21 protein-coding genes are annotated in these 26,684 nt (G+C 70.7%); 7 read left to right on the forward strand and 14 right to left on the reverse strand.

The genetic code is table 11. From position 1 onward, the window contains the following. Window positions 1-176 precede the first annotated feature (176 nt). On the forward strand, window positions 177-1,610 hold the full coding sequence (gene dnaB, locus BKA14_RS31365) for a replicative DNA helicase (protein WP_184954379.1): 1,434 nt from the start codon (window positions 177-179) through the stop codon (window positions 1,608-1,610). A gap of 4 nt (window positions 1,611-1,614) precedes the next feature. Here dnaB and BKA14_RS31370 read toward each other — a convergent pair whose 3' ends face one another. From BKA14_RS31370 to BKA14_RS31385, 4 genes are read right to left on the reverse strand one after another with little or no spacing between them, the layout of a single operon-like run. Continuing rightward, window positions 1,615-1,944 (reverse strand): hypothetical protein, encoded by a 330-nt coding sequence (locus BKA14_RS31370; protein ID WP_184954380.1) that lies wholly within the window; start codon window positions 1,942-1,944, stop codon window positions 1,615-1,617. After that, complete coding sequence (locus tag BKA14_RS31375) at window positions 1,937-5,599, reverse strand: toxin glutamine deamidase domain-containing protein (RefSeq protein WP_184954381.1); 3,663 nt, start codon at window positions 5,597-5,599, stop codon at window positions 1,937-1,939. Before BKA14_RS31375 ends, BKA14_RS31370 begins: the two co-directional genes overlap by 8 nt. Next, complete coding sequence (locus BKA14_RS31380) at window positions 5,596-5,913, reverse strand: hypothetical protein (RefSeq protein ID WP_184954382.1); 318 nt, start codon at window positions 5,911-5,913, stop codon at window positions 5,596-5,598. Before BKA14_RS31380 ends, BKA14_RS31375 begins: the two co-directional genes overlap by 4 nt. Next, window positions 5,903-6,331 carry a YbaB/EbfC family nucleoid-associated protein gene (locus BKA14_RS31385; RefSeq protein WP_239093149.1) on the reverse strand — a complete coding sequence of 143 codons (429 nt, stop codon included), beginning with the start codon at window positions 6,329-6,331 and terminating at the stop codon, window positions 5,903-5,905. The genes BKA14_RS31380 and BKA14_RS31385 overlap by 11 nt, the downstream gene beginning before the upstream one ends. A gap of 106 nt (window positions 6,332-6,437) precedes the next feature. Here BKA14_RS31385 and BKA14_RS31390 point away from each other — a divergent pair, with 106 nt between their 5' ends. Further along, the gene (locus BKA14_RS31390) at window positions 6,438-7,634 is read left to right on the forward strand and encodes an SUKH-3 domain-containing protein (protein ID WP_184954383.1); all 1,197 of its coding nucleotides are present in this window, start codon (window positions 6,438-6,440) and stop codon (window positions 7,632-7,634) included. Between the two features lie 70 nt (window positions 7,635-7,704). On the opposite strand, the gene BKA14_RS31395 is transcribed toward BKA14_RS31390, so the two are convergent. The 3 genes from BKA14_RS31395 to BKA14_RS31405 all read right to left on the reverse strand — a co-directional run bounded on the left by BKA14_RS31395 (window position 7,705) and on the right by BKA14_RS31405 (window position 13,209). Then, complete coding sequence (locus tag BKA14_RS31395) at window positions 7,705-8,115, reverse strand: TFIIB-type zinc ribbon-containing protein (protein ID WP_438861916.1); 411 nt, start codon at window positions 8,113-8,115, stop codon at window positions 7,705-7,707. A gap of 1 nt (window position 8,116) precedes the next feature. Beyond that, window positions 8,117-9,478 carry a glycosyltransferase 87 family protein gene (locus tag BKA14_RS31400; protein WP_184957071.1) on the reverse strand — a complete coding sequence of 454 codons (1,362 nt, stop codon included), beginning with the start codon at window positions 9,476-9,478 and terminating at the stop codon, window positions 8,117-8,119. 1,292 nt (window positions 9,479-10,770) lie between these two features. Beyond that, window positions 10,771-13,209, reverse strand: coding sequence for a putative bifunctional diguanylate cyclase/phosphodiesterase (locus tag BKA14_RS31405; RefSeq protein WP_438861951.1), 2,439 nt, complete (start codon window positions 13,207-13,209; stop codon window positions 10,771-10,773). 597 nt (window positions 13,210-13,806) lie between these two features. On the opposite strand from BKA14_RS31405, the gene moaC reads away from it, so the two are divergent. From moaC to BKA14_RS31425, 4 genes are read left to right on the forward strand one after another with little or no spacing between them, the layout of a single operon-like run. After that, window positions 13,807-14,295 carry a cyclic pyranopterin monophosphate synthase MoaC gene (gene moaC / locus BKA14_RS31410; protein WP_184954385.1) on the forward strand — a complete coding sequence of 163 codons (489 nt, stop codon included), beginning with the start codon at window positions 13,807-13,809 and terminating at the stop codon, window positions 14,293-14,295. Further along, window positions 14,268-14,786 carry a MogA/MoaB family molybdenum cofactor biosynthesis protein gene (locus tag BKA14_RS31415; RefSeq protein WP_184954386.1) on the forward strand — a complete coding sequence of 173 codons (519 nt, stop codon included), beginning with the start codon at window positions 14,268-14,270 and terminating at the stop codon, window positions 14,784-14,786. Before moaC ends, BKA14_RS31415 begins: the two co-directional genes overlap by 28 nt. Window positions 14,787-14,795: 9 nt before the next feature. After that, a complete protein-coding gene (locus BKA14_RS31420; protein ID WP_184954387.1) occupies window positions 14,796-16,013 on the forward strand; it encodes a molybdopterin molybdotransferase MoeA in 1,218 nt (405 codons plus the stop codon). Further along, the gene (locus tag BKA14_RS31425; protein WP_184954388.1) at window positions 16,010-16,426 is read left to right on the forward strand and encodes a molybdenum cofactor biosynthesis protein MoaE; all 417 of its coding nucleotides are present in this window, start codon (window positions 16,010-16,012) and stop codon (window positions 16,424-16,426) included. The genes BKA14_RS31420 and BKA14_RS31425 overlap by 4 nt, the downstream gene beginning before the upstream one ends. Here the strand turns inward: BKA14_RS31425 and BKA14_RS31430 are convergent. The 4 genes from BKA14_RS31430 to BKA14_RS31445 form a co-directional block, all read right to left on the reverse strand. Then, window positions 16,413-17,702: a glycosyltransferase 87 family protein gene (locus BKA14_RS31430; protein ID WP_239093156.1), complete on the reverse strand. Its 1,290-nt coding sequence runs from the start codon at window positions 17,700-17,702 to the stop codon at window positions 16,413-16,415. The genes BKA14_RS31425 and BKA14_RS31430 overlap by 14 nt on opposite strands. A gap of 152 nt (window positions 17,703-17,854) precedes the next feature. Beyond that, window positions 17,855-18,397: a DoxX family membrane protein gene (locus BKA14_RS31435; RefSeq protein ID WP_184954390.1), complete on the reverse strand. Its 543-nt coding sequence runs from the start codon at window positions 18,395-18,397 to the stop codon at window positions 17,855-17,857. Window positions 18,398-18,425: 28 nt separating this feature from the next. Then, entirely contained in the window at window positions 18,426-19,631 is a 1,206-nt protein-coding gene (locus BKA14_RS31440) for an ATP-binding protein (RefSeq protein ID WP_184954391.1), read from the reverse strand. A gap of 120 nt (window positions 19,632-19,751) precedes the next feature. After that, window positions 19,752-20,423: an LppU/SCO3897 family protein gene (locus BKA14_RS31445; protein WP_184954392.1), complete on the reverse strand. Its 672-nt coding sequence runs from the start codon at window positions 20,421-20,423 to the stop codon at window positions 19,752-19,754. A 133-nt stretch (window positions 20,424-20,556) separates the two neighbouring features. On the opposite strand from BKA14_RS31445, the gene BKA14_RS31450 reads away from it, so the two are divergent. Then, window positions 20,557-21,162: a prepilin peptidase gene (locus BKA14_RS31450; protein WP_239093157.1), complete on the forward strand. Its 606-nt coding sequence runs from the start codon at window positions 20,557-20,559 to the stop codon at window positions 21,160-21,162. Here the strand turns inward: BKA14_RS31450 and BKA14_RS31455 are convergent. The 3 genes from BKA14_RS31455 to BKA14_RS31465 all read right to left on the reverse strand — a co-directional run bounded on the left by BKA14_RS31455 (window position 21,149) and on the right by BKA14_RS31465 (window position 26,655). After that, on the reverse strand, window positions 21,149-24,277 hold the full coding sequence (locus BKA14_RS31455; protein WP_438861917.1) for a UvrD-helicase domain-containing protein: 3,129 nt from the start codon (window positions 24,275-24,277) through the stop codon (window positions 21,149-21,151). The genes BKA14_RS31450 and BKA14_RS31455 overlap by 14 nt on opposite strands. A 74-nt stretch (window positions 24,278-24,351) precedes the next feature. After that, window positions 24,352-25,563, reverse strand: a complete 1,212-nt coding sequence (locus BKA14_RS31460; RefSeq protein ID WP_184957073.1) for a metallophosphoesterase — start codon at window positions 25,561-25,563, stop codon at window positions 24,352-24,354. A gap of 111 nt (window positions 25,564-25,674) precedes the next feature. Then, entirely contained in the window at window positions 25,675-26,655 is a 981-nt protein-coding gene (locus tag BKA14_RS31465; RefSeq protein WP_184954394.1) for an aminoglycoside phosphotransferase family protein, read from the reverse strand. Between the last annotated feature and the right edge of the window lie 29 nt (window positions 26,656-26,684).

Consider the following 26,684-nt stretch of genomic DNA (forward strand, 5'->3'; position numbering starts at 1 on the left):
CGAGGCTCGTCCACCGGTGCAGTTGGGCAGGTCGGGGCCCGGTTCGTACAGTGGGTCGGCCGCGAGCGCGGGGCTTGATCGGAGAATTTTGCCGATCATGGTGGTGGGTCAGCCGAAAGTGTCATACCCGGGCTGTTTGATCGGGGTGCGCGGACGGCGAACTGAGGGGGTCCGTGGTGTCGATCGACGAGCAGCGGCCACCGGGCAAACCGGCTGGTGGGTCCGGGGGCGGGCCGGGCGGCAACGGGCCGGGCGGCGGTGGCTCCTCCAGCGGCGGTGCCTTCGACAAGTCGCCACCGCAGGATGTGGCGGCTGAGCAGGGCGTCCTCGGCGGCATGCTGCTCTCCAAAGACGCCATTGCCGACGTCGTCGAGATCCTCAAGACCAACGACTTCTACCGTCCGGTCCACGCCACGATCTTCGACACCATTCTCGACCTGTACGGGCGGGGCGAGCCGGCCGACGCCCTGACCGTGGCCGCCTCCCTGGCCGACTCAGGTGATCTGCAACGCATCGGCGGCGTGCCCTATCTGCACACCCTGATCGAGAGCGTGCCCACCGCGGCCAACGCCGCCTACTACGCGCGCATCGTCGGCGAGCGCGCCATCCTGCGCCGCGTCGTCGAAGCCGGCACCAAGATCGTCCAGCTGGGTTACGGCGCGAACGGCAACGGCGGCCGTGACGTGGACGACATCGTCGACCTGGCCCAGCAGGCGATCTACGACGTCACCGAGAAGCGGGTGAGCGAGGACTACGCCGCCCTGGGCGACATGCTGCAGCCCACGCTCGACGAGATCGAGGCAGTGGGCGCGGCCGGCGGCGTGATGAGCGGCGTGCCGACCGGCTTCTCCGACCTCGACCGGCTGCTCAACGGCCTGCACCCCGGCCAGCTGATCATCGTGGCTGGGCGTCCCGGTCTCGGCAAGTCGACCGCCAGCATGGACTTCGCCCGCAACGCGGCCATTCGCCACAACTGCGCCAGCGCGATCTTCTCCCTGGAAATGAGCAAGATCGAGATGGTCATGCGACTGCTCTCGGCTGAGGCCCGGGTCCCTCTGCACGTGCTGCGCTCCGGCCAGCTCACCGACGACGACTGGAGCAAACTGGCCCGCCGCATGGGCGAAATCAGCGAAGCCCCGATCTTCGTCGACGACACCCCGAACATGAACCTGATGGAGATCCGGGCCAAGGCGCGCCGGCTCAAACAGCGCAACAACCTCAAGCTGCTGGTCATCGACTACCTCCAGCTGATGTCGTCGCCGAAACGCACCGAGAGCCGGCAGCAGGAGGTCTCCGAACTGTCCCGTGGCCTCAAGCTGCTGGCCAAGGAGATCGAGTGTCCCGTGATCGGCGTGTCCCAGCTGAACCGTGGCCCCGAACAGCGCACCGACAAGCGGCCGCAGCTGTCCGACCTGCGTGAATCCGGCTCCATCGAGCAGGACGCCGACGTGGTCATCCTGCTGCACCGCGACGACTACTACGACAAGGAGTCCCCGCGGGCGGGCGAGGCCGACTTCATCGTGGCCAAGCACCGAAACGGCCCCACCGACACGGTGACTGTGGCCGCCCAGCTCCACTTGTCCCGCTTCGTCGACATGGCCATCGTCTAGCGGATCACCTTTGCGGCGGGCCGAAACGCCAGCCCATGCGCTCGCCCTCCGCAAAGAGGACGAGCAAGGTCTCCTCCGACGGCAATTCGCTCCTCAGGTTTTCGGCGGCGATTCGTTCGGCTGTCGTGCGGTCGATAGCCTCAGTTCGGCGCGCATCATCGTCGTCGTACAGGATGTCTGCGGCGATGGCCGGAGCGTAGATCCACCGTCGGTCGGGGACGCTCCACAGCACGGCCCGGAACGGAGAGCCGGGGGTCTCCTGAGAGGCGATGATGTTCGTCGGCGTGCCGTCATCGGTCAGCAGCACGTCGTAGCCAAATTTGAGATCAGTCACCGAACAACCCCAATTCTGCGGCGCCGGGAACGTCCTCGGGGGTGAGGCCGTGCCGACGCAGGACGTCTTCGAACGATGTGCCGTTGGACACTAGGTACCGGCGATATGCCTCCAGCACCAGACGCTTCCTTCCGAGCCAGCCTGCCAGCGAGGTGTCCACTTGCCGAGGGCCGTTGCCGAACTCGTTGAGGAGGTCAAGGCCGCGGGGCAGTTCGCTATAGATCCCCTCCTCCTTGTTGATCTTCAGGATCTGGAGAAAGGCTTCGACGCGCACCTCCGGTGCCAGCTCGGCACGGCGAACATCCTCGTAATGAACGTGGGTGTCGTGACCAACGTCCAAAGACGACTGCGTGGGAAACTGCACTTCTAAGACAAATCCGTCGGGTGCGGTCAGCGTGACGTTGAGACCGTTGTGTCGCCCTCGATCTGACCAGTAGTTCTCCATGTCGGTTACGTCGTAGCCCTTGCTTTGAAGCCCTCGCAGCACCGACGAGACCGATTCGCCGTATCGGTTGCTCGACACCTGTACCGAGAAACGCACACGGTCGTTGATCAGATTCAGCGCGTCGTGAATCGTCCGGCCCTCGGACCTGATCCGTCCCAGGACTTTTCGGGCAAGTGAGGCGCGTTGCTTCACCCGATGATGTTCGTCAACTAGTCGCGGCCGGTCATCCGTGCTGAACCCTTGACCTTGGAGGATCGCTCGGCGGAGGTCGGCGGACGCCTCGACCGCCTTGGCCTCGGCCTCGGCCAACGAAATGTCCAGCACCTGCCGTTGATCGACTGTCAGCGCCTGGATGGCCTGGCGGTCGGCGTCGTCGGTGGTTCCGGTGGGTGGGGTGGTGGACCAGTTGCCGGGGGCGTGGTTGGGGAGGGGGGTGGGGACGGCGTTGGCGTCTACTACCAGGGCTTCCAGGGAAACCACGTTGATCGGGGTGGGGACGCCGTGGTGGCGGTACAGCGGGACCTGCTCGGAGATGCGGCCGATCTGGGGGTCCACGTAAAGGACTGTGCCGTTCTGGTTGAGGGCTGCCCAGGAGTGGGAGCCGCCGCCTTCGAGGTCTGTTATGAGGAACGCGAAGGCGCCGTGGCCGGTGTTCAGCAGATGGTTGGTCAGGTTCTGGACGGCCAGGTCGATGGCGGGTTTGGCCAGGGCGGGGTCGGCGTCGGCCACGTACGGGCAGAGGCCTTGGAAGTCGCCGCCGGTGGCCTGGCGGATTCGGTTGATGCCGTTGGTTTCGCCGCCCAGGGGGCGGTCGGGGTTGCCGTTGGCGTAGACGTCGAAGGTGCGGGGGGCGGCCACGCGGGGGCGGCCGTGGATGTAGGTGTCGAAGAGTGACAGGACGCCGTCCACGCAGTTCAGGCCGCGGGTGGGGTCGGCTGCGGGTCCGCCGTCGTTGGCCAGGCGGAACCAGGTGCCGGAGCGGGGGTCGGGCAGGCGGGATGTGCGGCCGTCGGCGTCGCGGGGGACGGCGTTCTCCAGGTCGACCTGGTGGACGGCCAGTGGGGGACGCAGACCGCCGGTGACGTTGTAGTGGCGGGTGCGGTCGATGGGTGGGCGGCCGGCGAAACCGTCCAATGCCGAGCCGTCGCCGGTGCGCACGCCGCCGGGGGCCAGGTTGCCGACGTCGCGGTTGATGCGAGCCCAGTCGGGTGGGTCGACCTCGACCCGGTCGGGGGCCAGTTCACCGGAGCGGACCCGGCTGATCTGGTCGTCGAGCTCGGCGACGATTTCGCTCAACTCGAACGCTTGGCGGCGGTGTTCGCGGGCCCGCAGCGAGACGCCGGAACGGTCGGCCTCGTCGGCCCGGCGGCCCAAGTCGAGGATCTTGATCCGGTTGTCCTCGGCGATGGAGTCCAGGTAGGTGGCGTACTCCTCGCGGCGGTTGCGTTCGTGGGTTTGCCGGGCGTGCTCCACGTAGCCGAAGTAGGCCTGCTCGTCGCGGATCTCGGGCTGCGGGGCCGGGGAGGACGCGGCGGTGGTGGGGAGGGTGCGCGGGAGGGACGCGTCGATGGGGCGGGGAGTACGGGGACGGGGGATGGCTGCGCGGGGGCCGAGGGCGTCGGCGATGCGGTCCAGGTCGGAGAACGGGGCGCGCGGGGAACCGGGGGCACGGTTGAAGTGCGGACCGGTGGGAGTGATGAAGGGGCCCGGTGCCGGAGATGCCGCGGCGGGGGTGGCGGCCGGCGGCGCGACCGTCGGCGGCGCGGTCGACGGGTCGGCGAAGCCCAAGGTCGTGGTGGAAGCCAGGACGTTGGAGTTGTCGGGCAGCGAGGGGGACGGCAGCGACGGGGACGCCGGGGAGGGGGACGGTGTCGAGGGAGATGGAGATGGAAGTGGAGAAGGTGCGGGAGAGGGAGGGGCAGAGGGCTCTGCGGGGGACGGCGTAAAAGGAGGAGGGGGAGAGGGCTGGGCGGGGGACGGCGTCGAGGGGGAGGTTTCGGATGGCGGAAGCGAAGACGAGAGCGCGTCGGGGGATTGCGGCGCTGTATGGAGGGGCAGCGTGGGCTGGGCGTCGGGCTGCGGGGGCGAGGCGGTGACCGATGACGCCGGGGGAGTGGGTGTGGGCCCGGCAGAGCCGTCCAGCGTCACTCCGCTCGTCAGCTCAGCGCTTGAAGGCGTACGGGAACCGGGGTTGAAGTCGGCGGCGAACGACGCGGGCCGGGCGTCCAGCTGGGCCACGTCGAGGTGACCGATATCGATCGGGCTGTGCATGCCGTGGACGGCCGAGCCGGCGACGCCCGAAGTGGCGGATTTTGCCAATCCCTCGGCGTCGGGCAGCTGGCCGAACGTGGCGGCCGCACTGAACTCGGCCAGGACCTCGCCGCCGGCTCCGCGGACGATGCCGCCGTGGCCGTGTGAGCCGACGTGTGCGGCGGACGCGCCCGCGCCACCGGCGAAACCGGCCAGCGCGGAACGTCCGAGATCGTCCAGGTCGAAGCCGTCCGAGCGGCCCGTCGACTGCTGGTACAGCTGGATGCCGCCGTTGGTGGCGACCTCCTCGCGTGCCTCGTCGAAACCTTCGCGGAGCGCGCCGTGGCCGAGTTTGCGCAGGCCTTCGCGGGTGGAGAGCTGCTTGATCGTACGGCCGGCGGTCTGCTTGAGCGCTTTCTTGCCGAGCTGCTCGACCAGCCGTTTGAAGATCTGCTGGATGGCGAGCCGGGTGGCGACGATCAACCCGCCCGCGGCCGGCGAGGCGGCGCCCAACGTGAGCGTGACAGTGATCGCCATGCCGACGAGCTCGACCAGGAAAATGCCGATCTCGATCCAGGCTTCGAGCTTGGCCGCTTCGATGTCGGCGCCGCAGCCCTCGACCAGCCGGCCCAGCTCGCCTGAGACGCGCAGCAGATCATGCAGCGGGGCGTTCTCGTCGCCGGCCACCATCTGCCACGCGTCCTCGAAGCCCTCGGCCGTGACACCCTCGCCGCCGTAGCCGGCCAGGAACCGGTTCGCGGCGGCCATCGCGGCCTCGTTGGGCGCGGCCAGCGTCGAGGCCAGCGAGAACCAGCGGTCGGCGACGTCCCAGGTGGCGACCTCGTTGCCGGCCGGCCAGTCGAAACCGACAACCCATTCCAGAGCCTCGTACGCCCAAGCCGGCACGTCGAACGGGCTGAACTCGAGCGGATGAGGGACCGGGCTGGGGAGCACACTCATGATCGGAACCGCCTCGCCGTGTCCGCGTCGGCGCCGACGTTGTCGTGCACGGACTGCGCCGCGGCGTCGCCCAGTCCGGACACGTACGCCGCGAGCCGCTGCCACGCCTCCAGGACCTGCTCCTCGAACGGGCGGTAATGCATCTCGAAGGACTGCCCGTACTTGTCGCGTCCCCACGGCGTGGTCGCGCTGGCCGCGGCTATCTCGGCCCCGGCCCGGTTGCGGCGCGCGCCCAGGTCCTCACCGGCCGCGCTCAGGGCGCGCGAACCCGCGAGAGCCTCGTCGGCGTCGAGCCGCAGCCGGTTACTTGTCATTGCGGCCGGCCAGATCCTGAACGATCTCGTCGGACCGTCCCAGCAATGTGCCGAAGTTGTTGTCGCGCAGGTAGCGAAGAGCGCCCGAATCAGCCGGGAGATAGTCGCCCATCAAAGTCTGAACGCGTTCTGCAGCCTGCTGGGCAGCACTGTGGACGGTCGCCACGATCGTCCGGGAAACGTATTCGTTGTCCATGTTCCGAGTGGCTCGTCGGATCAGCCGCAAATCGATCAGCTGGCCCCGCGGACCGACCGTCACGCGGACGAGTCCGTCCGCCGAAACAACGGTGACCCGGATCGCGTCCAGGCGCCTTTGCAGGTCGTCCAGATCGGACCGCATGCGGGTATACCGTTCGTGCACCTCCGCGAGCCGATCGCGCAGTTCCCGATTCGCGTCGCGATTCGCCGTTACAGCCACCGGGCCACACCCCTCGTCCGTACCGAGACTTTGCGTGTTCGGTTAACTTCAATCTGCGAACGTCGCGACAGGCGATCGGGTTCAGTTCTCCGGAGGGAGCGGGCAAATGATCACGCGGGAGGAGGCCGAGGCGGTCGCCGCGCGCTGGGCGAGCAACGAGTCCGAGCAGCGCGGATACGGGTGCGAGCCGATGCTCGCCGAGTTCGACCTCGGCTACGTGATCTGGACGCGGCAACCGTCCACCGTGCGCTCCGTGCCGGGCGACGGTGCACGTACGGTGATCGACCGCGAGACGGGAGTGCTGTCGACGTGGCCCGGCGTGCCGCCCGAGGAGATCGCCGCCATCTATCGCCAACGACGTCCCACGCCGCCCGGGACGGTCGACCCGACGATCTCACTGCTGCGTCTGACCCGGCGGCGGCCCACCCCGACGACGGCTGCGCACCTCACGGTGGGTGACCGGTTGTTCCGGGCCCAGGGCGCGAAGGGTGACCAGCACATCAACCACCACCCACTGGTGATCGACCGGCTCGAGATGCTCGGAGCGGAGGCCCACGCGCGCGGCGTCGACCGGCACGCCGAGCTGATCGTCCTCTCCGACGCACTGCACGACGTCTCCCGCGCGCGCGGGAGCGAGATCGGGCTCGACGACGCGCGGGCCTGGCTGACCGGGGCGACCTTCGCTGCTCATCTCGTACGCGACCAGGCCGACCCGCTGGCCGGCCAGGAGTGCCGCCCGTGCGAGACCTGCATCGGCGTCCTCGTGGACCTGGCCGTGCTGCCGTGGTCGGACCTGGCGTTCGCCTCCGAGTGGCGCCACGGCTCGGATCGCATCCCCGTGACCGGGCGTTTCCCGTACGAGGTGGCGCGCACACTGGCCGGGGGCGGCTGGATCGGGCCGTCCAACGGTGACGACGCCGTCGCGCGGGCCGTCGAAGCCTCCGGTGGACGGCTACGGCCGTTCGAGGCGGCGCGGACGGCGATCGCGGACTTCCCCGGAGTGCGCTGCGCGCGGCGCGGGCCGGGGCTGCGACGGGCTGTCCGGTTGCTGCGGCTCGACCCGGTGCCGGGGGCCTACGCGGTGGCCGCGCTCACGGAGTTTGCCGAGGTCATCGGGGTGCCGCTCTTCCCGATCGGGGTCGAGGGCGGCGACGCGGTGGTGGCGATCGACGAACTGGGCCGGGTGTTCGTGCTCGATCAGGCGGGCGAATGGTTCGTCGGGAGCACGCTCGACGAAGCGCTGACCGGTCTGCTCACCGGCGACGGGCCGGCGCGGCGGGTGCGCGACGACGGCAGTTGGTGAGCGGTCCTGGGCATGGTCGACCGCCGGCTCCCGTACGAGGAGCCGGCGGGCAGCAACATCGCCGCCTGTTCTAGTCGAACAGGTTGTGCAGGAAGCTCTTACGGCGGTTGTAGTGGCCGTGGTGGCCGTACCGATAGTGGCCGTGATGCCCGTACGCCGCGGGGGCGTGACCCGGGACCGGGGCCGGCGGGTAGCCGTGGGTCGGCTGGCCGTAGCCGGGAGCGGGCGGCGGGGGCGGCGGCGCGTAGCCCCCGGGCTGCGGCTGACCGTAACCCGGCTGAGGGGCGGCGGCCGGCCGGGGCGGGGTGCCGGGAGGCGGCGGGCCCTGGCGAGAGTTGAACGACGACTCGGCATCGAACAGTTTTTCCAGCTCACCACGGTCGAGGAAGATCCCCCGGCACTCGGTGCACTGATCGATCGTGACGCCGCTGCGCTCGTAAACGCGCATCTGGCCGTGACACTTCGGACAGGTCATCTGCATCTCACAGACGGTACAAGGCTGTGTCATCCAGCGGGCTACTTGTAGCTGTGTGCTTCCTGAGTGCCGGGCGCAGCGCGGCCGCCCAGACGAGGAACGCGATCGGATACAGAAGGTAGCCGAAACGAGTGGTAGGCATCAGCATGATCGCCGCCAGCAGACCCCAGCCGCAGATCGAGGCCGCGGTGCTCGCATCGCGTGGGGGCGACCAGAACATGCGCACCGTGATGACGGCCGCCACCGCTACCAGTAAACCGAGCGCGACGAAACGACCGCCGGGCACGCTCTGTGCGATCAGGTAGCCGGGGAACGGGGACTGGGCGGGGCTGGTGACCAAGCCGTGCCCCAAGGGGAAGCGGATGACGTTCTCCAGGAAGGCGTCCTGGTCGACCTGGAACGGCGGGACCAGCACCAGGACGGGCAGCCCCAGCGCGCCGGGGACAAGCCGGCCGCTGCGGGCCACAGCCATGGCCAGGACGGCCAGGACGGCCACCACCGGTAGCGCGAAAAGCTTGCAGGCAGCGGCGGCGCCGACGGCCAGACCGGCCCAGCCATAACGTCCGGTAGCGGCAAAGGCGAGGGCCAGCAGGCAGAGCGCGAGCACGGGGATGTCGTCGCCGCCCGTGGCCAAGGTCAAGGCGCAAACCGGAACGACAGTCACTGCCTGCAGCGCCCGGACCGTGGCGAACGAGCGCCACCGGGCGGTCGTCGTGAGTTTCCCTGTACGGGGACGCAGGAGCATCGTCGCGGTGATCAAAATGAAGACGGTGAACAGGGCGAACCAGATGCGGGCGTCAGTCCACCAAGCGTCGCCCGCCCAGGCCCGGGGCAAACCGAAAATCGACATGCCGGGCTGGTACGGGCTGTAACCCATCAGCCGCTCATCAGCGGGCAGTGCGGCGATCGCGTCCCGGGACAGATACGGGGTGCCGTCGTTGAGCAGGCGGTCACCCATGCGCTCCACCACCAGCACCTCCTCCTGGGCGCGATCGGTGCGGCCATCGGCCCGCTGCACCGCCTGAACGACCAGCGGGAGCAGGGCCGCGCCGGCCCAGGTGACCCAGGTCAGCGTGGCGCGGGCGCCGTTGCCGACCAGCAGGCGGACCAGGCGCCAAGCCCGGGAGGTGGCCTCCAGGCGGTCGCGGACCAGGCGGAAACCCAGCAGCTGCAACAGGGCCAGCAGGAACGCGTCGGCGTAGGCCCAAGCCGCGATGGAACCCCAGGCCCGGTGCGGGAGGAGCGTCGAGGACAGGGCGGTGACCAGCGCGAAGGCGGCGGAGAAGCCGTACAGGGCCAGGTCGGCCGCGTAACCGCCGGCGGCCTGGTCGACGCGCGCCACCAGGCGGCCGGCCCGGGTCTTGGGGATCGGGCCGTTGGACCTTCTGTCCGCGCCCGGGGTCGCCCTGACCGGCTCGGGTGTGGCGGCTGCCTCCGGCTCGGGTGTGGCGGCTGCCTCCGGCTCGGGTGTGGCGGCTGCCTCCGGCTCGGGTGTGGCGGCTGCCTCCGGCTCGGGTGTGGCGGCTGCCTCCGGCTCGGGTGTGGCGGCTGCCTCCGGCTCGGGAGCGGCCTGTTTTTTCGGCTCGGTGGCGGGGGGTGTCGCCGGCTCGGTGGCGGCGGCTGCCTCCGGCTCGGGAGTGGCGGGCGTGTCCGGCTCGGGAGCGGCCGCCGTCTTTGGCTCGGGACTGGCTGGCACGGAATCGAATTCGGCGGGCCCGGGTGGCGCTGCATCGACCGGCGCCACCGTTTCAGGCGTGTCGTCCTTCGCGGCAACGTCGGCAGCGGCAACGTCCGCAGCGGCAGCGGCAGCGGCAACGTCCGCAGCGCCAGCGGCAGCGGCAACGTCCGCAGCGGCGGCATCTGCGGGCGCGGCGCTCGTCGGCGCGGTGTCTTCTGAGGTGTTTCGGTCGGCTGCGAGGGGGGCAGCGACCTCGGCGGGACCCTCTCGGCCGGCCGGTGCGGGACGGGTCTCCTTGGTGGCCTCGCCGTCGCCTGCGCCTGAAATGCCGGCGTTGGTGCTAGCAGGAGCTGTGCGTTCTGAGTCGGATTCGGATGAATCTGCTGCTACGGAAATGTCCGCTTCAGAAGGAGCCCCAGCAGTCGCGGCTTTCCGTCTGGAGGCAGTGGCGACTCTCCGCTTGGAGGTCGGCGCGGCAGTGGCGGCCTTCCGCTTGGAGGTCGACGTGGCAGTGCCGGCCTTCCGCCTGGAGGTAGGCCCGGCAGGAGCATCCTTCGGCTTGGAGGTAGGCCCGGCAGGAGCATCCTTCGGCTTGGAGGTAGGCCCCGCAGGAGCGTCCTTCGCCTTGGAGGGCGACGCGGCAGTGGCAGCTTCTCGCTCGGCGGGCGACGCGGCGATGGCGGCCTCCTGCTCGGAGGATGCGGCTGTGGCGGCGGGCGACGGAAGGCTTTCACTGAGGGCCGGCTCGGACGCGGCCGCGACGCCACGTGTGGGGGAGAGGTCCGGCACCGGGGAGGGATCCTCGGTCCTGCGGGACTCGGACGAAAGGCCGTCGTCCGGGGTGGGGGACGATGGGGGTGTGCCGGCCTCCGGCGTACGGGGGGAAGGGTTTTCGGTGGCGGAATCTGCCCGGCTCTCCCTTTTGCCGGGAGTGGCGGCAGGCCCCTCAACTGCGGATTTGCTCGCCGTCCGGCCGGAATCAGTCACGCGGGCAAGTGTGGCAGAGCCGATCGCCCGGTACCGCTGGACCGGCGGCGCGACATGCGGACGACTGCGGCGCCGTCGTGGAGGGATGTGGCGAGGGCGCCGGGGCGGCCCGCGGTGCCGCGTTGCAGGGTGGCCAGCAGGCGCGCCGCTGACATCGGGCGGGCGAACAGGTGGCCCTGGCCGGCCAGGCAGCCCAGGCTCCACAGCGCGTGTCGTTGCGGCTCACTTTCCACGCCCGCGGCGATCACGGTGAGGTGCAGGCTGCGGGCCAGGTCGACCGTGGATCGGATCACCGCGGCGGCCTCGGACGAGGTTTGCACGGCGCCGACGAATTCGCGGTCGACTTTGAGCTGGTGGACCGGGATGTGCGACAGCACCGACAGGGGTGTCACGCCGGTGCCGAAGTCGTCCAGGGCCAGCCGGACGCCCGCCTCGCTCAGCTCGGTCAGCGCCTTGCCCACCACGTCGAGCTGGCTCAGCGTGAGGGTCTCGGCCAGCTCGAAGATCAGCCGGTCGGCGGGTACGGCGTGGCGGCTCAGGCGGCTCAGCACCGCCTCGGGGAAACGGGGGTCGAGCAGGCTGCGGGGTGACACGTTGACCGCCACGGGCAGGTCGAAGCCGGCGTCGCGCCACAGGTCGGAGGCGTCGAGGGCCTGGTCGAGCACCGCGTCGGCGAACGCCTGGAGCCGGCCGGACCGTTCCACCGTCTGCAGGAACTCCATCGGTGTGAGCGATCCGTGCTCGGGATGGTGCCAGCGGGCCAGCGCCTCGGCCGCGACCACCTCGCCGCTGCCGAGGTCGACGATCGGCTGGAAGTCGACCTCGAATTCGTGCTCGGCGACCGCGCGGTGCAGTTCGCCGCCGAGGGCGAGCCGGCCGATGTCGGCCGTGTCCTGTGCGTGCACGTAGGTCGCCGTCTGCTGACCTGCGCGTTTGGCCTGATACATCGCGACGTCGGCTCGTCGCATCAGCTCGTTGACGCCGCCGCTGCCCGCCGCCAGCGCGATGCCGCCGGCCGCCTCCACGGTGATCTGCATGCCTTCGACGGCAACGCTTTCCTCGAGCGCGGCCAGCATGGTTTTGGCCCGGTGCGTGGCCAGGGCGGGTGTGGGCAGGTTGACCAGCAGCACCGCGAACTCGTCGCCGCCGAGCCGGGCCACCAGGTCGCCGGGCGCGGCCGCGTCGGCCAGCCGCCGGGCCACCTCGCGCAGCACCGCGTCGCCGGCCGCGTGCCCGAGGGTGTCGTTGACCTCTTTGAAGTGGTTGAGGTCGATCAGCAGCAGCGCGACCACGCCGTCGGAGGGGCTGCCCCGGAAGTGCGTGCCGGCGTGTTCGTACAGTTCGCGGCGGTTGGCCAGGCCGGTCAGCGGGTCGTGCGCGGCGTCGTACGCGTTCTGCTCGTTGAGTCGTTGCAGTTCCGCGTACGCCGTGGCGTTGCGGATCGCCGTGCACAGCGCGGCCGCGAACGTCTTCAGCTTGTACTGCTCGAACTCGTTGAGCTTGACCTTCCCGTGGAAGCCCAGGACCAGCTCGCCGGCCTGGTAGCTGCGGTCGGTGGTTTCGAGCTCGGCCGTGATCTCGCTGACGCCGGCGAATGCGCGCGGGCCCGGCCCGTCGTAGACGACCTCACTGCCGTGCGCGCGGACGACGCGGTCGATGCCGCTCGCGGTCAGGTCGATCTCGACGACGTCGGACGAGAAGACGCGGGCGCCCTGCGTCGCGGCCACGTGCAGCACCTGGGTCAGCTCGACGGAACTGAGTTCCTCGGTGGTCTTGGCCAGTTCGCGCCACGAACGGCGTTCCTCTTTTGTGCGCAACTGCCGGGAATGCCACAAGTGCAGACAGGCGATGAGCAGCGGGACGAAGCCGAGCAGCAGCGGGCTGGAGCCGGAGGCGAGCACCTCGATGACGTAAATGATCACTACGAGGCGGAACGCGTGGGCGATCAGCTTGCCGCCGAGGTCCTTGCGCGCGACCTGGGCGATCGTGGTGCGTGAGGCGATGGCGATGACCGGCATGAACACCAGGTCGTCGACGAACCACATAGCCAGATAGGCCAGCGTGACCGGCAGGATCGTGGACGCGGGCGGGTCGGCGGTCACGTTCACGCCGGCCAGCGTCAGCACGAGGCTTGCGGTGCTGGCGGTCAGCACTTCCTTGGCGACCGAGAAAACCGCTCGGTGGGGGGCCGTGCCTGCGACGATCTTGACCACCGCGACCCCGGCCGCGGCGCAGAGCACCACCCACCCGTGCGGCAGGAAGACCAGCCCGATGAGCACGGGGACTTCGCCCCAGGCGGTGCCGTCGCGGCTGGAACGCATCCGCACGTACACCTTGACGCGGTTGGCAATCGCCGCGCCGACCAGCACCAGGGCCAGGAGCCCGGGGTGAGGGAACGGCTGCGGACGGGTTATCGCATACCCAAGATCGATCATCGCGACGCCCGCGGCCAGAACGACGACGAGACCGATGAGCAGCGAAAGCTGCCGACCGGTCGCGTTGTCGTGAGAGCTATGGGCTTTACGCAATGAGGTTGTCCAGTCCGCCGAACACATCGGACACACGTCCGGGTCCCAGCGTAGGCAAATGCGCGTCTCGGCGCACCGGTCTCAGTCCCAGTCGTTCGAGTTCATGGTTCGTCTCCTCGCGGTGTGGGGAACCCGGGAAGCTCCGGTCCCTCGTGGGGTCGAAGGGTGCGTCGCGACGAGAAGAACCATATGCGAGGTACGGCAGTAATGGTGGGGATTTGTGTCGTATTGCGCAGAAAGCGATAATCGAAACTGACTCGATTACGGGCAGTCTCGGCAACCAAACTCTGAGCTACATGAATAGTCGTTTTGGCCGCAGTGTCCGCATCGCTGAACGTGCTGTTCGACTAACGCTCCGAAATGTCAATGCCTGCCGTTGTTCGAAGCCCCTATATGGTCGCTGACCTGCGTATAGATCGCCATGCGGGACGTCCGGAAAATCGTGAGTGACTAACCACTATTACGCGAACGAGTTTCCCGGTGAACCTTCTATAAACTCCCGGTATGCCCGACGAATCCCTGACCCATGTCGACGAGACCGGTGCCGCGCGCATGGTTGACGTCTCGGCCAAGACGGTGACGACACGGCGCGCCGTGGCCGCGGGTCGCGTGGTGACCACACTCGAGGTAATCGCCTTGTTACGCGGTGATGGTGTTCCCAAGGGTGACGCGATCGCCGTGGCCCGGCTCGCGGGCATCATGGGCGCGAAACGCACTCCCGATCTCATCCCGCTGTGTCATCCGATCGGCTTGCACGGCGTCGTGGTCGATCTCGAGCTGACCGCGACCGCCATCGAGATCACCGCCACCACCAAAACGGCCGACCGCACCGGCGTCGAGATGGAGGCGCTCACCGCGGTCGCCACGGCCGGCCTCACGATGATCGACATGATCAAGGCGGTCGATCCCGCCGCGAGCATCGAGTCGGTCCGGGTGCTGCGCAAAGAGGGCGGCAAGACCGGCGAGTGGGTACGCCCGGAGGACCGCCCGTGAGCATCACCGCGCGCGTCATCGTGGCCAGCAACCGGGCGGCCGCCGGGGTCTACGCCGACACCAGCGGGCCGCGTCTCGTGGCCGGCCTGCGTGAGCTCGGCTGCACGGTCGGCGATCCGGTCGTCGTGCCGGACGGCGACCCGGTGGCCGAAGCCCTGCGCCTCGCGATCGCCGACGCCGTCGACGTCGTGCTGACCAGCGGGGGCACCGGCGTCACGCCGACCGACCGCACCCCCGAGGCGACCCGCGGCCTGCTCGACTTCGAGATCCCGGGCATCGCCGAGGCGATCCGGGCCTACAGCCGCGACCGGGTGCCCGCCGCAGCGCTCTCCCGGGGTTTGGCCGGCGTGGCCGGGCGCACCTTGATCGTCAACCTGCCCGGTTCCACCGGCGGGGCCAAGGACGGCCTGGCCGTGCTCGGCCCGCTGCTGCGGCACACGGTCGATCAGATCCGCGGTGGTGATCATCCGTCGAGCGCGGCGAGTGGATAGGCTCGGCGGGTGACCGTCGACTGGGAAGAGGCCCGCAGGCTGGCCTACACGGCGGGCCGGGCGGCGGCCGGGGGGACCGAGCCGGTCGCGCTGTCCGACGCCGACGGCCGCACGCTGGCCGAACCGCTGCGCGCGCTGACCGATCTGCCGGCGTTCCCCACGTCGAGCGTCGACGGCTGGGCCGTTCGGGGTCCGCAGCCCTGGCGGCCCGTCGGGCGGGTGCTGGCCGGTCAGGTCGCGCCCCCGCTGACCGACGACGGCACCTGCTTCGAGATCGCCACCGGCGCGATGGTCCCGGCCGGCGCCGAGGCACTGGTGCGCATCGAGGCGTCCACTCGCGACGGTGACGGCCGGGTCAGCGGCGAACCCCGGCACGGTTTCGTCCCGGAGTGGCGTGCCCCCGGCGAGGAGGCCCACAAGGACGAGGTGCTGCTGCCGGCCGGCACGGCCATCGACCCGGCAGTGATCGGCATCGCCGCCACCTGCGGTTACGAGTCGCTGACGGTGTTCTCACGGCCCCGCGCCGGGCTGCTCGTCTTCGGGGACGAGCTGCTCACCGGCGGCACCCCGGGCGCCGGGCGCGTGCGTGACTCGCTCGGCCCGCAGGTGCCCGGCTGGCTGCGGCGGTGCGGCGCGACGGTCGACCCGTCCGCGGTCGCCGGCCCGGTGCAGGACACGCTCGAGGCGCACCTCACCGCCGTACGGGAAGCGCTCTTGCCGGCCGATCTCGTCTGCACGACCGGGGGCACCATGCACGGCCCGGTCGACCATCTGCACCCGACGCTGGCCGAACTCGGCGCCGAATACATCGTCAACACCGTGGCGGTCCGCCCCGGCTTCCCGATGCTGCTGGCGCGGGTGCCCGGTGCCGACGGCCGGCCGCGCTTCCTGGCCGGGCTGCCGGGCAACCCGCAGTCCGCCGTCATCGCGCTCATCACCCTGGTCGCGCCGCTGCTGGCCGGTCTGCAGGGCCGTCCCGCCCCGGTGCTGCCCACGGTCGAGGTCACCGAGGCGGTGCGCGGCCGGGGCGGCGACACCCACCTGGCCCTGGCCCGGCTCGGCCCCGACGGACGGTCGGCCACCCCGGTCGGGCACGTCGGCTCGGCGATGCTGCGCGGCCTGTCCAACGCGCACGGCTTCGCCGTCGTCCGCCCCGGCACCGAAGCGTCGGCGGGCGACCTGGTGCCCTTCCTCCCATTGCCGCTCGTCACCGGGGAACGCCCATGATCGCCATTGCCGAGGTGCTCGACAGCCCGCTCGACCTGGCCGCTCACGAGAAGGCCGTGGCCGACGCGCGGGCCGGGGCCGTCGTCTCGTTCCAGGGCGTGGTGCGCGACCACGACGACGGGCGCGGCGTGACCCTGCTCGAATACGAGGGCCACCCCAGCGCGGCCGCAGTGCTGCGCGAGGTCGCCGCCGAGATCGCGGCCGACCCCGACGTCTACGCGGTGGCCGTCTCGCACCGCGTGGGCACGCTCGCGATCGGCGACGTCGCGCTGGTCGCCGCGGTGAGCACAGCCCATCGGGCGGCGGCCTTCGCGGCCTGCGCCCGGCTGGTCGACGAGGCCAAGGCCCGGCTGCCGATCTGGAAGCGGCAAGTGTTCACCGACGGCAGCGACGAGTGGGTCAACTGCCCCTAGGCCCGGGAATGGCCGGGATCCGGCGCACGACCGGCCGGCGTACGGGCGGGGTCGCCGGCGCCACCCCGGGCCGCCACGGCAACGCGTTCATCAGCACGATCACGGCGAAGGCGTACGCGTTCCAGCTCTCCGTCCACTGCGGAGGCAACGTGAACAGCGCATATGTGCCGGCCGCGGCCGTCGCGTAGCCGAGCCCGGCGAACCGCCGGGGCCGTCCGGGCCGCCGCGTGGCGAGCCGTGACCGGGCCGCCGCGTCGATCAGGATCAGCACCGCCGGCAGGACCCAGACCAGCTTGTGGCTCGGGCTGACCGGGGCGGCCGCCGCGGCGGTGAGCCCGACCAGCGTGAACGCCGCGATCTCGTCGCCGTCGGTGTGCGCGGCCCGGGCCCGGATCAGGCCCACCGCGAGCAGCAGCACGGCGAACGACAGCCACACCAGCACCGGCGTGCTCGACGAGTCGTAGAGGCGGGCCAGCAGCCCGGCCAGCGACTGATTGGCCGGGTCACCGACCGGGCCGGACCGGTCGACCTGAAACAACACCGTGGAGAACCACGCGCCGGTGGCGCCGGGCGCGATCAGCAGGCCACCCAGCATCAGCGTGGCCGCCGTGCCGGTCGCGGTGACCGCCGCCCGCCACTGCCGGGTCACGGCCAGATAGGCGATGAACAGTGCGGGGCCGAGGGCGACGGCGGTGGCGACGCCGGTGCCCACACCGGCCCAGGCCCCGGTCGCCCACACGCGGCGCAGCGGGCCGAGACGTCCGCCGCCCGGCCGGGAGGCGGGCGGGCCGGGCCACCAGGCCGCCCGGCGCTGGGCCCAGGCCGAACGGCGCAGCGCGACCACGTCCGCCGTGATCAGGCAGAGCAGCAGCAGGTCGAGGTGCCCCAGGCCGAGCACCGCCCGTACCGGCTCGGTCAGCAGGGCGAGCGCGGCCGCCGTGAGCACGGCCGCGAAGCGGGAACGGCCGTAGCGGCGGGCCACGGGGCCGGCCAGCGCGACCAGGGTCAGCACCAGGGCGGTCACACCGGTCAGGGCCAGCAGCCAGGCCACCGCGGGCAACGGAAGGAAGGCGGCCGGGGCCAACAGGATCGCGGTCACGGGGGGACGGCCGGTGCCCGACCCGTACAGGTCGCCGCCGGTGAGCCAGCCCCGCAGTGCCGCGTGATCCACGGCCAGGGCGGGAACCCCGTACGACTGCAGGATGAACCCGATCGCCAACAGAGCGACCAGGCCCCCCAGCCCGATCAGCACGGACTTCGTCCGCACGCGTTCCATCGCCGGCATGGCGCGACCCCCGTCGCTCTCGTCTCCCGGGCACGGCGGCGCCATGCCGGCCACGAAGTCGTACGGACTTCGTAGCGGAGCCGAGCGCAAGCGAACTCAGGCGGCCCCTCGTTCGCTTTAACGCAAAGATCGCGAGGAGGTTGTTAGCCGGGCAGTTTGCGCGCCGCCGCCGCGCTCATCGCGGCGATCTTGGCCTCGCGCCGGGCGGTGCGCACTGCTCGCCTCAGGGAGCGCTGAGACCGGTTGGCGGCATGGCTCGTGCGATAGCCGAGACCCGGGCGCCCCTCGGTGTCGACCGCGGCGAGCAGCAGGCCACCGAGCAGACCCAGGTTTTTGAGGAACTGGATCTGCTGCACCTTGGCGTCGGGCCGCGACCTGTCCCACACGGGGTGGCCGGCGACCGTCGTCGGCACCAGCCCGGCGGCCAGCACGGCCGCCGCGGGCCGGGTGAAGTGGCCGGTGGCCAGGGCCAAGCCGGCGATCACATCGCTCGCGCCCTTGATCCGTACGAGCGTGGCAGCGTCGGTCGGGATGCGCGGGTCGGCCTTTTCCAGGAGTGGCTTGAGCCGATCGGTGACACCGGCGGCGGTCTCGGCCTTGGCCTCCGGCTTCAGGAACGACTGAACGCCTTGGATGACGAAGATCGACGCGAGCATCGCGCGGGCGGCCGTGCGTACGGGCTTCATGAGTTCGGTTATACCCGCCCGGCGCGGTTCACACCGGCTGGGTGCGCAGGTAACGGCCGAAATGCGGCACAGTGAACGCGACTGTGCCCCGTTCGCCCGAGTAGATCAGCCCCTTCTTGATCAGCGCGTCGCGCGCCGGGGAGAGGCTGGCCGGCTTGCGGCCCAGCGCGGTGGCGATCTCGGCGGTGGGCACCGCCGCGTCCATGTCGTTGTCGGGCTCGCCGGAGAGGGCGGCCATCGCGCGCATGTATTCGCGCTCGGCGGGGGTGGCCCGCTCGAACCGGGAGCCGAAGAAGCCGACCGCCAGCTCGGCCTCGGCCTCGGGGGCGGCGACGCGCACGTCGGCGTCGGACACCGGGGACTGCGGCGCATGATCCCAGGTGGCTTTCCCGTACGCCTGCACGAAGTACGGATATCCGCCCGACTTCTCGTAGAGCAGGTCGAGCGCCTTCGCCTCGTATTCGACCTCCTCACGGGCGGCCGGGGCGCAGAGCGCGAGGTCGGCCGCGACCCGGTCGAGCCGGTCGATGCGCTGGTAGCGGAACAGGCGCTCGGAGTACGACTTGGCGGCCGACAGCACGGCCGGCAGGTGCGGCAGCCCGGCCCCGACCACGATCAGCGGCGCACCCAGCTGGGACAGCTCGTGGCAGGCGGCGCAGAGCGCGGAGACGTCGGCCGGCCCCAGATCCTGCATCTCGTCGATGAACAGGGCGATGCCCGTGCCCACGTCGGTGGCGAGCGAGGCGGCGTCGGTGAACAGCTCGACCAGGTCGATCTCGATGTCGCCGGAGTCGGCCCGGCCGCGGGCGGGTGGCACGTCGATGCCGGGGGCCCAGCGGTCGCGCAGTTTGGCCGAGCTGTCGTTGGCCCGCAGCGCGAACGCCTTGAGCACGGCCAGCACGTCGTCGACCCGCTCGGGATCGCGGTGGTGCGGGGCGAGCTCGCGGATCGCCATGTGCAGCGCGGCCGAGACCGGGCGGCGCAGCGACTGATCGGGCCGGGCCTCGATCTTGCCGGTGCCCCACAGGCGGCCGATCGCGGCCGAGCGGAGCGTGTTGAGCAGCACGGTCTTGCCGACGCCGCGCAGGCCGGTGAGCACGAGGCTGCGCTCGGGGCGGCCCCGGGCGATCCGCTCGAGCACCACGTCGAACGCGTCGAGCTCACGGTCACGACCGGCCAGCTCGGGTGGGCGCTGGCCGGCGCCGGGAGCATACGGGTTCCGCACCGGATCCACGGATAGCACCGTATCGGGTCGTCTAGCAAAACAGCTAGAGTGCGCTAGCAAAACCTCACGAAAGTCGTCGAGGATGGTCTACCGCTATCTAGCCTCTCCGCTAGAAAGGGCTAGAGCTGCCTAGCCGTTGGCTTTGTGCTCCTTGAGGCAGAGCACGAAGTCGAGATCGTCGAGCGCGCTGTCGTAGAAGAACCACTTCGTGTAGCCGGTGACCTTGGCGCACTTGCGCTCGGCGTCCTTCTCACCCGTGGCTTTGCCCTCGAAGCGCGCGAGCACCTCGTACGTGCCCGTTGTGCAGGGGGCGGCGCGCATGTTGGGCTCGTTGTCGTCACCCTCGTTGATGACGCAGTCGCCCTTCTTCACATAGAACCGGGCGTCGTCGCTGCCCTGCGGGGCCGGCCCGGTGAGCAGCTCGCTGGCCGCCGGGTCGGGCGAGGCCTGCTGCTGCCGCTGGTCGTCGGCGCGCTTGCTGAGCAGCCACGCCGTCGTGCCCAGGCCGATCACGATGAGCACGCCGAGGGTGACGACCAGGGCGATGATCGGGGTGTTGCGCTTCGGCGGCGGCACGGGCGCCCTGTCCCACGAGGAACTGCCACCGCTGCTCACCGGATTCATCGGCGCCGAGTGGAAGCTCACCGGCTGCTGCGGGATCGACGGCGGATGCCCGCCCCAGGAACCGCTCTGCTCCGGCTGCGCCGCGGGATCACCCCAAGGGTCGGCGGGCTCCGCATACGGCTCGTCGGAGCTCCCGTGCGACCACGGTGGGCCGGAATACGGGCCGTTCTGGGACATCAGAATTCCTCCGGAAGCGGGCTGCGCTGCTGCCACCGTAGCGTGCGGGGCCGACACAAACCCGGACGGAATCGCCGCCGCTGTCAACAACACGACCCGCACTTCGCCCGCCCGGCCATTACGGTGCCGATCCGTGTCCGTACCAATCGTGATCTTCGCAGCCGTTTTCGGCGGTTCTGTGGCCGCCCTCCTGCCCCGCTTCGTCCGCCGCTTCACCCGCGAGCCCCAACCGGTTTCCCCGTACGCCGTGAGCGCCGGCGCCGCGGTCTGTGCGCTGCTGGCGGCGGCGCTCGGCCCGTCGGCGATGCTGCCCTTCTACCTGCTGGCCACGATCCCGGGGCTGATGCTGGCCCTGGTCGACCTGCGCTGCCTGCGTCTGCCCGACCCCCTGGTCGCGGCCTTCGCGATCGTCACCGTGCTGCCCCTGGCGGTCATGCGGCCCGAACGGATCGGGTTCGCGCTCGTCGCCGGGGGCGTGGTCCTCACGACGTACCTGGGAATCGCTCTTCTTCCCGGCCGCGGCTTGGGGCTCGGCGACGTGAAGCTGGCCGCGGTGATCGCCACGATGCTGGGTTTCGCGGGCTGGCCCGCGGTGCTGGTCGGCCTGACCGTGCCGCACCTGATCGTCGGGCCGATCGCGCTGGTGCTGCTGCTGACCCGGCGGGGACGGCCGTTGCCGCTCGGCCCGGCGTTGCTGATCGGCGCGCTGATCGCCGTCAGCACAGCTACAGCAGTCTGAGCTGCCGGTCCTTCGGGCGCGCGGGCACAGTGTCGCCCAGCCGCTCGAACAGGCCGGAGTCGATCACGTCGAGGAACGGGGTCGGGCTCTGCTCCCGTTCGCTGCCGTGCCGGAATCGGCGGGCCGCGTGGCTCACATACAGCCTGTCCTGCGCGCGGGTCAGGCCGACGAAGAACAGCCGACGCTCCTCGGCCAGCTCCTCCGCCTCGGGGGTGGCGCCCGGCCAGCGCAGCGGCAACAGCCCGTCCTCGCAGCCGACCAGGAACACCACGGGAAACTCGAGGCCCTTCGCGGCGTGCAGGGTGAGCAGGTTGACCGCTTCGGCTCGCGGGTCGAGCGCGTCGACCTCGGCCCCGGTCGCAATCTCCTGCAGGAAGCGCGGCAGGTCGTCGCCGATCCGCTGGGCGAGCGGGCGCAGCAGGTCGGCCGCGGTCCAGATGTCCTCGGGGGCGAGCTGCTCACCGTCCAAAGTGGGGGCGGCGAACCGCTGGGCCAGCGCCTCGGCGGTCTGCTTGACGCGCGTGGCCAGCGCGCCCCCACCGGCGTGCCGCAGCTCGCGGGCGATCAGCTGGACGCCGGGACGGTCGCGGAGCCGGTTGTGCGAGCGTTTCTGCACCGGCACGCCGGCCCGGGCCAGCGCCTCGACGATCGGGCCGGACTGCGCATCGGTGCGGTAGAGCACGGCGATGTCGGAGAAGGACAGGTTGCCGGCCGCGATCGAGCGCGAGTCGACCCGGCCCGAGTCGAGCGACCGGTGGGACAGCCCGCCGACCATGTCGTCGATGGTGCGCACCACGAAATCGGCCTCGTCGGCCACGCTGGCCGCCGGGTACCGGCCGACCAGCGGCGCCTCCGGGTCGAGCCGGGCCGGGTCGAGCCGGCGGCCGTTGACCAGCGAGGTGGGCGCGATCGCCTGCACTGCCGCGGCCACGATGGGCGCGGACGAGCGGTAGTTGCGGGTCAGCCGGACCAGCCGGGCGTCGACGAAATCCTCGTTGAAGCGCAGGAAGTACTTCACGTCGGCGCCGCGGAACGAGTAGATCGCCTGGTCGGGGTCGCCGATCGCGCAGAGGTTGCCGTCCCGCGGGCTGAGCAGGCGCAGCAGCTCGTACTGAGTCTCGTCGACGTCCTGATACTCGTCCACGAAGATCCACTGCCAGTGCCTGCGGTACTTCTCCACCAGCGCCGGGTCGTCGCGCAGCAGGGCGACCGGCAGGCTGATCAGATCGTCCAGGTCGACCAGGTCCTGCTGGCGCAGCAGCTTCGCGTACGCCTGGTCGTCGTCACCGGCCTGCTCACGTGCCTCGGCCCGCTCGTTCTCGTCGGCGATCCGCCAGTTCGCGCCCAGGCCCACGGCCTTCGCGTTCTCCTTCAGGATGGCCAGCCCGACCGAGTGGAACGTGCCGACCGTGATGTCCTCGGCCACGTCGCCCAGCAGCGAGTCCAGGCGTTCGCGCAGCTCACCGGCGGCGCGGCGGGTGAACGTGATGGCCAGGCAGCGGTGCGGGAAGACACCCAGCTCGGCGCAGAGATAGGCGATCCGGTGGGTCAGCGTGCGGGTCTTGCCGGTGCCGGGGCCGGCCACGATCAGCAGCGGACCACCCGGGGCCGACGCCGCCACCCGCTGCATCGCGTCCAGGCGGTCGAGCAGCCCCGTGCCGACCTCCTCCATGCCGGCCAGCATGGGCTCGAACGGCTCGTGCGGGCTGGCGGGCACCGCGATCGGCGGCGGTGGTGTCGCCTTCTTCGGCTCCTTCGGCGATTTGACCGCCTTGGGCCGGGTCACCGGTTCCGGCTTGCGCTGCTGCGGCACGTCGAAGAGGGTCTCGACCTGCGGCGCACTGGCCCGATTGCGCAGCTCCCCCGGCTCGAAGAGCGTGATCACGCCGTATTCGCCGTCATAGCCCGCGACCCGATGCACATCCCCCCGGCGCAGCCGGTCGATGCCCTCGCGCAGCTCGTCCCCACCGGCCTGCTTGATCGCGTCGAGCGGCACCTTGCGCAGGATGTCGAGCTCGGACCCGAGAGTCGCCACGAGATGATTGAGCTGGCTCTCGACAGTCTTGGACTTCGGGCCGACGCCGTTGATCTCGCCCAGGATCTCGTGCAGCTGGATCAGATGCTCGACGTGTGCGCCCCTGTCAAACCCGACCGGCCGGTCCGCGAGGTCCTCGACCCGGCTCAACACCCCCACCGTGAGCGGCTTGCCGCATTCCGGGCAGCGGCCGCCGTGCTCCCGGGTGCGCTCGGGCTCCCAGTTCACGCCGCAGGCGCGGTGGCCGTCGGCGTGATACTTGCCCTCCTCGGGGAAGAACTCGAGCGTGCCGGCCAAGCCGGTGCCGTTCCGTACGGCCTCGTAATCGGGCTCGCCGGTGAACAGTGTCGCCTCGCGGGCCAGCGCCGCGGGGGAGTGGGCGTCCGAGTTCGACACCAGGCGGTAGCGGTCGAGGCTGGACACCCGCCAGTTCATCTCGGGATCCGACGACAGCCCGGTCTCGACCGCGGTGACGTGTTCGGCCAAGTCGGCGTAGCAGTCGGCGATCGCGTCGAAGCCCGACTTCGAGCCCAGCGCCGAGAACCACGGCGTCCAGATGTGCGCGGGCACCAGGTAGCCGCCGGCCTCCAGCGTGATCTCGAGCAGGTCGCGCGAGTCGAGGCCGAGGATGGGCCGGCCGTCGGCGGTCAGGTTGCCGATGCGGCCCAGCGCGGTGTTGAACTTCGCGGCCGCCGCGAAACCGGGCATGTAGATCAGGTGGTGCACCTTGCGCGTCCGGTCGTCCCGCTTGTAGATCGTCGAGATCTCCACGCTGAGCATGAACGACGCAGCCGGGGCGGCCTGCAGCGAACCGGGCAGCCGCTTGGTGACCTCGGGCTCGTCGGAGTAACCGAAAAGCCCGGGCCCCTTCTCGACCAGGCTCTCGCGCAGGTGGTCGAACCAGGCCGGGTGCGTGAAGTCGCCGGTGCCCAGCAGGGCGATGCCTTTGCGCCGGGCCCACCAGGCCAGATTGGGCAGCGTCAGGTCACGGCTGCAGGCACGCGAGAAGCGCGAGTGGATGTGAAGATCCGCGACGTATGCGTCCGCGGCGACCGAGGACCCTGCGATGTCCGAGGGCACGCGCTGCATCCTGTCACGCCCCCCGTCGCTCGCACGAATCGCCACGCCTTGACGAAATTACGGATCTTGATGTTCTACTTTGAGCGCAGCTCGACCACGCTGACCTGTGGCGGCGCGCCCACCCGGACCGGCGGTCCCCAGAAGCCGGCCCCGTTGGTGACGTAGACCGGAACGCCGTCCACCGTGCCCAAACCGGACGTAACCGGCTGTTCCAAGCCGACCAGCAGGTTGAACGGTGCCATCTGACCGCCGTGGGTGTGACCGGAAACCTGAAGATCGACCCCGTACGGGGCCGCATCGTGGACGGCGACCGGCTGGTGCGCCATCAACACGACAGGCCGGGCGGTGTCACGATCGCCCAGCGCCTTCGCGAAGTCCGGCGGGTCGCCCGCGTCGGCCCCACCCAGGTCGTTGACGCCGGCCAGGTCGAGCCCGCCGAGCTCGAGACGCTCGTTGCGCAGCGGCCGGATGTTGAGCCGCGCGACCTCGTCGACCCACTCCTGGAAGCCCGAGTAGTACTCGTGGTTCCCGGTCACGAAGTACGCCCCCTGCCGCGACTGGATCCCGGCCAGCGGCGCCGCGAACCGCCCCAGCTCCGCAACGCTGCCGTCGACAAGGTCACCGACGACACACACGATGTCCGCCTGCACCGAATTGATCACGTCAACGATGCGCCGGGCGTGATTCATGCCGGTCAGCGGACCCAAATGGATGTCCGACACGACCGCCAGCCGGGTGCCGTCCAAGGTGCGGGGGAGCTTGGCCAGGGGGACCTGGACCCGCGCGATCTGCGGTCCGCCGAGCGCGGTCCGCACGCCGTAACCGGTGATGCCGGCCGCGGTCAGCCCGGCGAAGATCGCCGCCCCCCGCGCCAGCAGCACGCGCCGCTCGATCCCGTCGTCCGCGGGCTTCTCCGCCGTGAGGACCTGGCCGGCCTCGGGCTCGGCGTTGCCTGCGGCGGGCTCGACCGGGTCGCCGGGGGCGGTCCCGCTTGCGCTTCCCTTCCCCGTACGGCTGCGGGAACGCCACAAAAGCACCAGCGCGAGTCGCGGGATCTCGAGCACCGCCAGCGTGACCAGCAGATAGAACATGAGCGCGATCCACAGGTAACCGGGCCAGGCCAGCCACGGCAACGCCCCCGACCGCACCCCGATCAGCGTCGCCGGCGCCAGCACAGCCAACGCGACCGCGATCACCGCCCCGATGCGCCGCGCCCGTCCCGGCGGCAGCGGATCCTTCACGAGCCGCTTCCACAGGTAGAAGTGGATCAGGCCGATGACCACCATGATCAGCCCGACGAATACCACCAAGACGTCCTCCCCCAGCTTTACCTGCCGCACAGTGTCCAGGCTCTTCCTGAGAGCACACTGACGAGCCTCTCCGCAGTGTGCGTCGTCTCAAGGCCGGTAGTTCCGCAAGTACCGGAAGAAGGCGGGCATCTCGGCGATCTGCTCGGTCGCCCGCTGCTCGACAGCCACCGGCGCCTGCGAGCCCAGACCCTGGTCACCGAGCGACATCCGAAGCCGTTCGGCCAGCCTGCCCAGCCGCAGCCCGACCCGCCGGGCCAGCACGTACGGGCCCTCGTAGACCGTGCCGCCCCCGGCGACGTACGACTGCTTGATCCGCCGTACGAGGTCAGGGTCGGGAACCGCGGTCCCCCGCCGGGCGAACTCCACCATCGCCTGCGCCGCCTCCAAACCCGCACTGTCGGGCCCGGCCATGTCCCAGTCGATCAGCACCGGCCCACCCGCCGCGACCATGACATTCCACGGTTCGACATCCCGATGCGTCATCACGAAATCCCCGGCATCGGCCAGCCCGCGCTCCACCCACCGCCCCGCCTCGACGATCACATCCAGCCGCTCCCGGAGCACCCCGGCCCAGACCTTCCCCGCGCGCTCACCCGCCGCGAGCCATCCGGCCCAGAGTTCCCGGTCACCGAGCCGATACCACTCCGGCACCCCACCACCGCCACCCACCGGCGCGATGCTGTGCAGCCTGGCCAGCGTGTCGCCCAGCCATTCCGACACGTCGTCGTTGTCGTCGAGCTCACGCCCGTCCACCCATTCATAAGCCCGTACGAGCCCCAGCCCCTCGACCGACGCCGCCACCCCGACCGCGGCCACCACCGGTTCGAGCCGCCGCGGCACGGCCACACCCGCCCGCCCGGCCGCCCCCTCGAACTCCATGGCCGCCGCAAAGCCTTCCAGCCAACCCTCGGCGGCCACGTGCTTGACCAGCACCGAGCCGTCCGCCGTGTCCAGGCGCCAAGTCCGCGAACTCCGAAAGCTGAGCGGCACCAGCCCGCCCCGAACCGCCTCCAGCCCGAACGCTGCGGCGACCTCCTCCGCCTCCGGTCCGCACATTTCTCCTGCCATCGCTCACCCCGTTCCGCCGGCCGTTCTCC

Source organism: Paractinoplanes abujensis, from assembly GCF_014204895.1.
Classification (GTDB): Bacteria; Actinomycetota; Actinomycetes; order Mycobacteriales; family Micromonosporaceae; genus Actinoplanes; species Actinoplanes abujensis.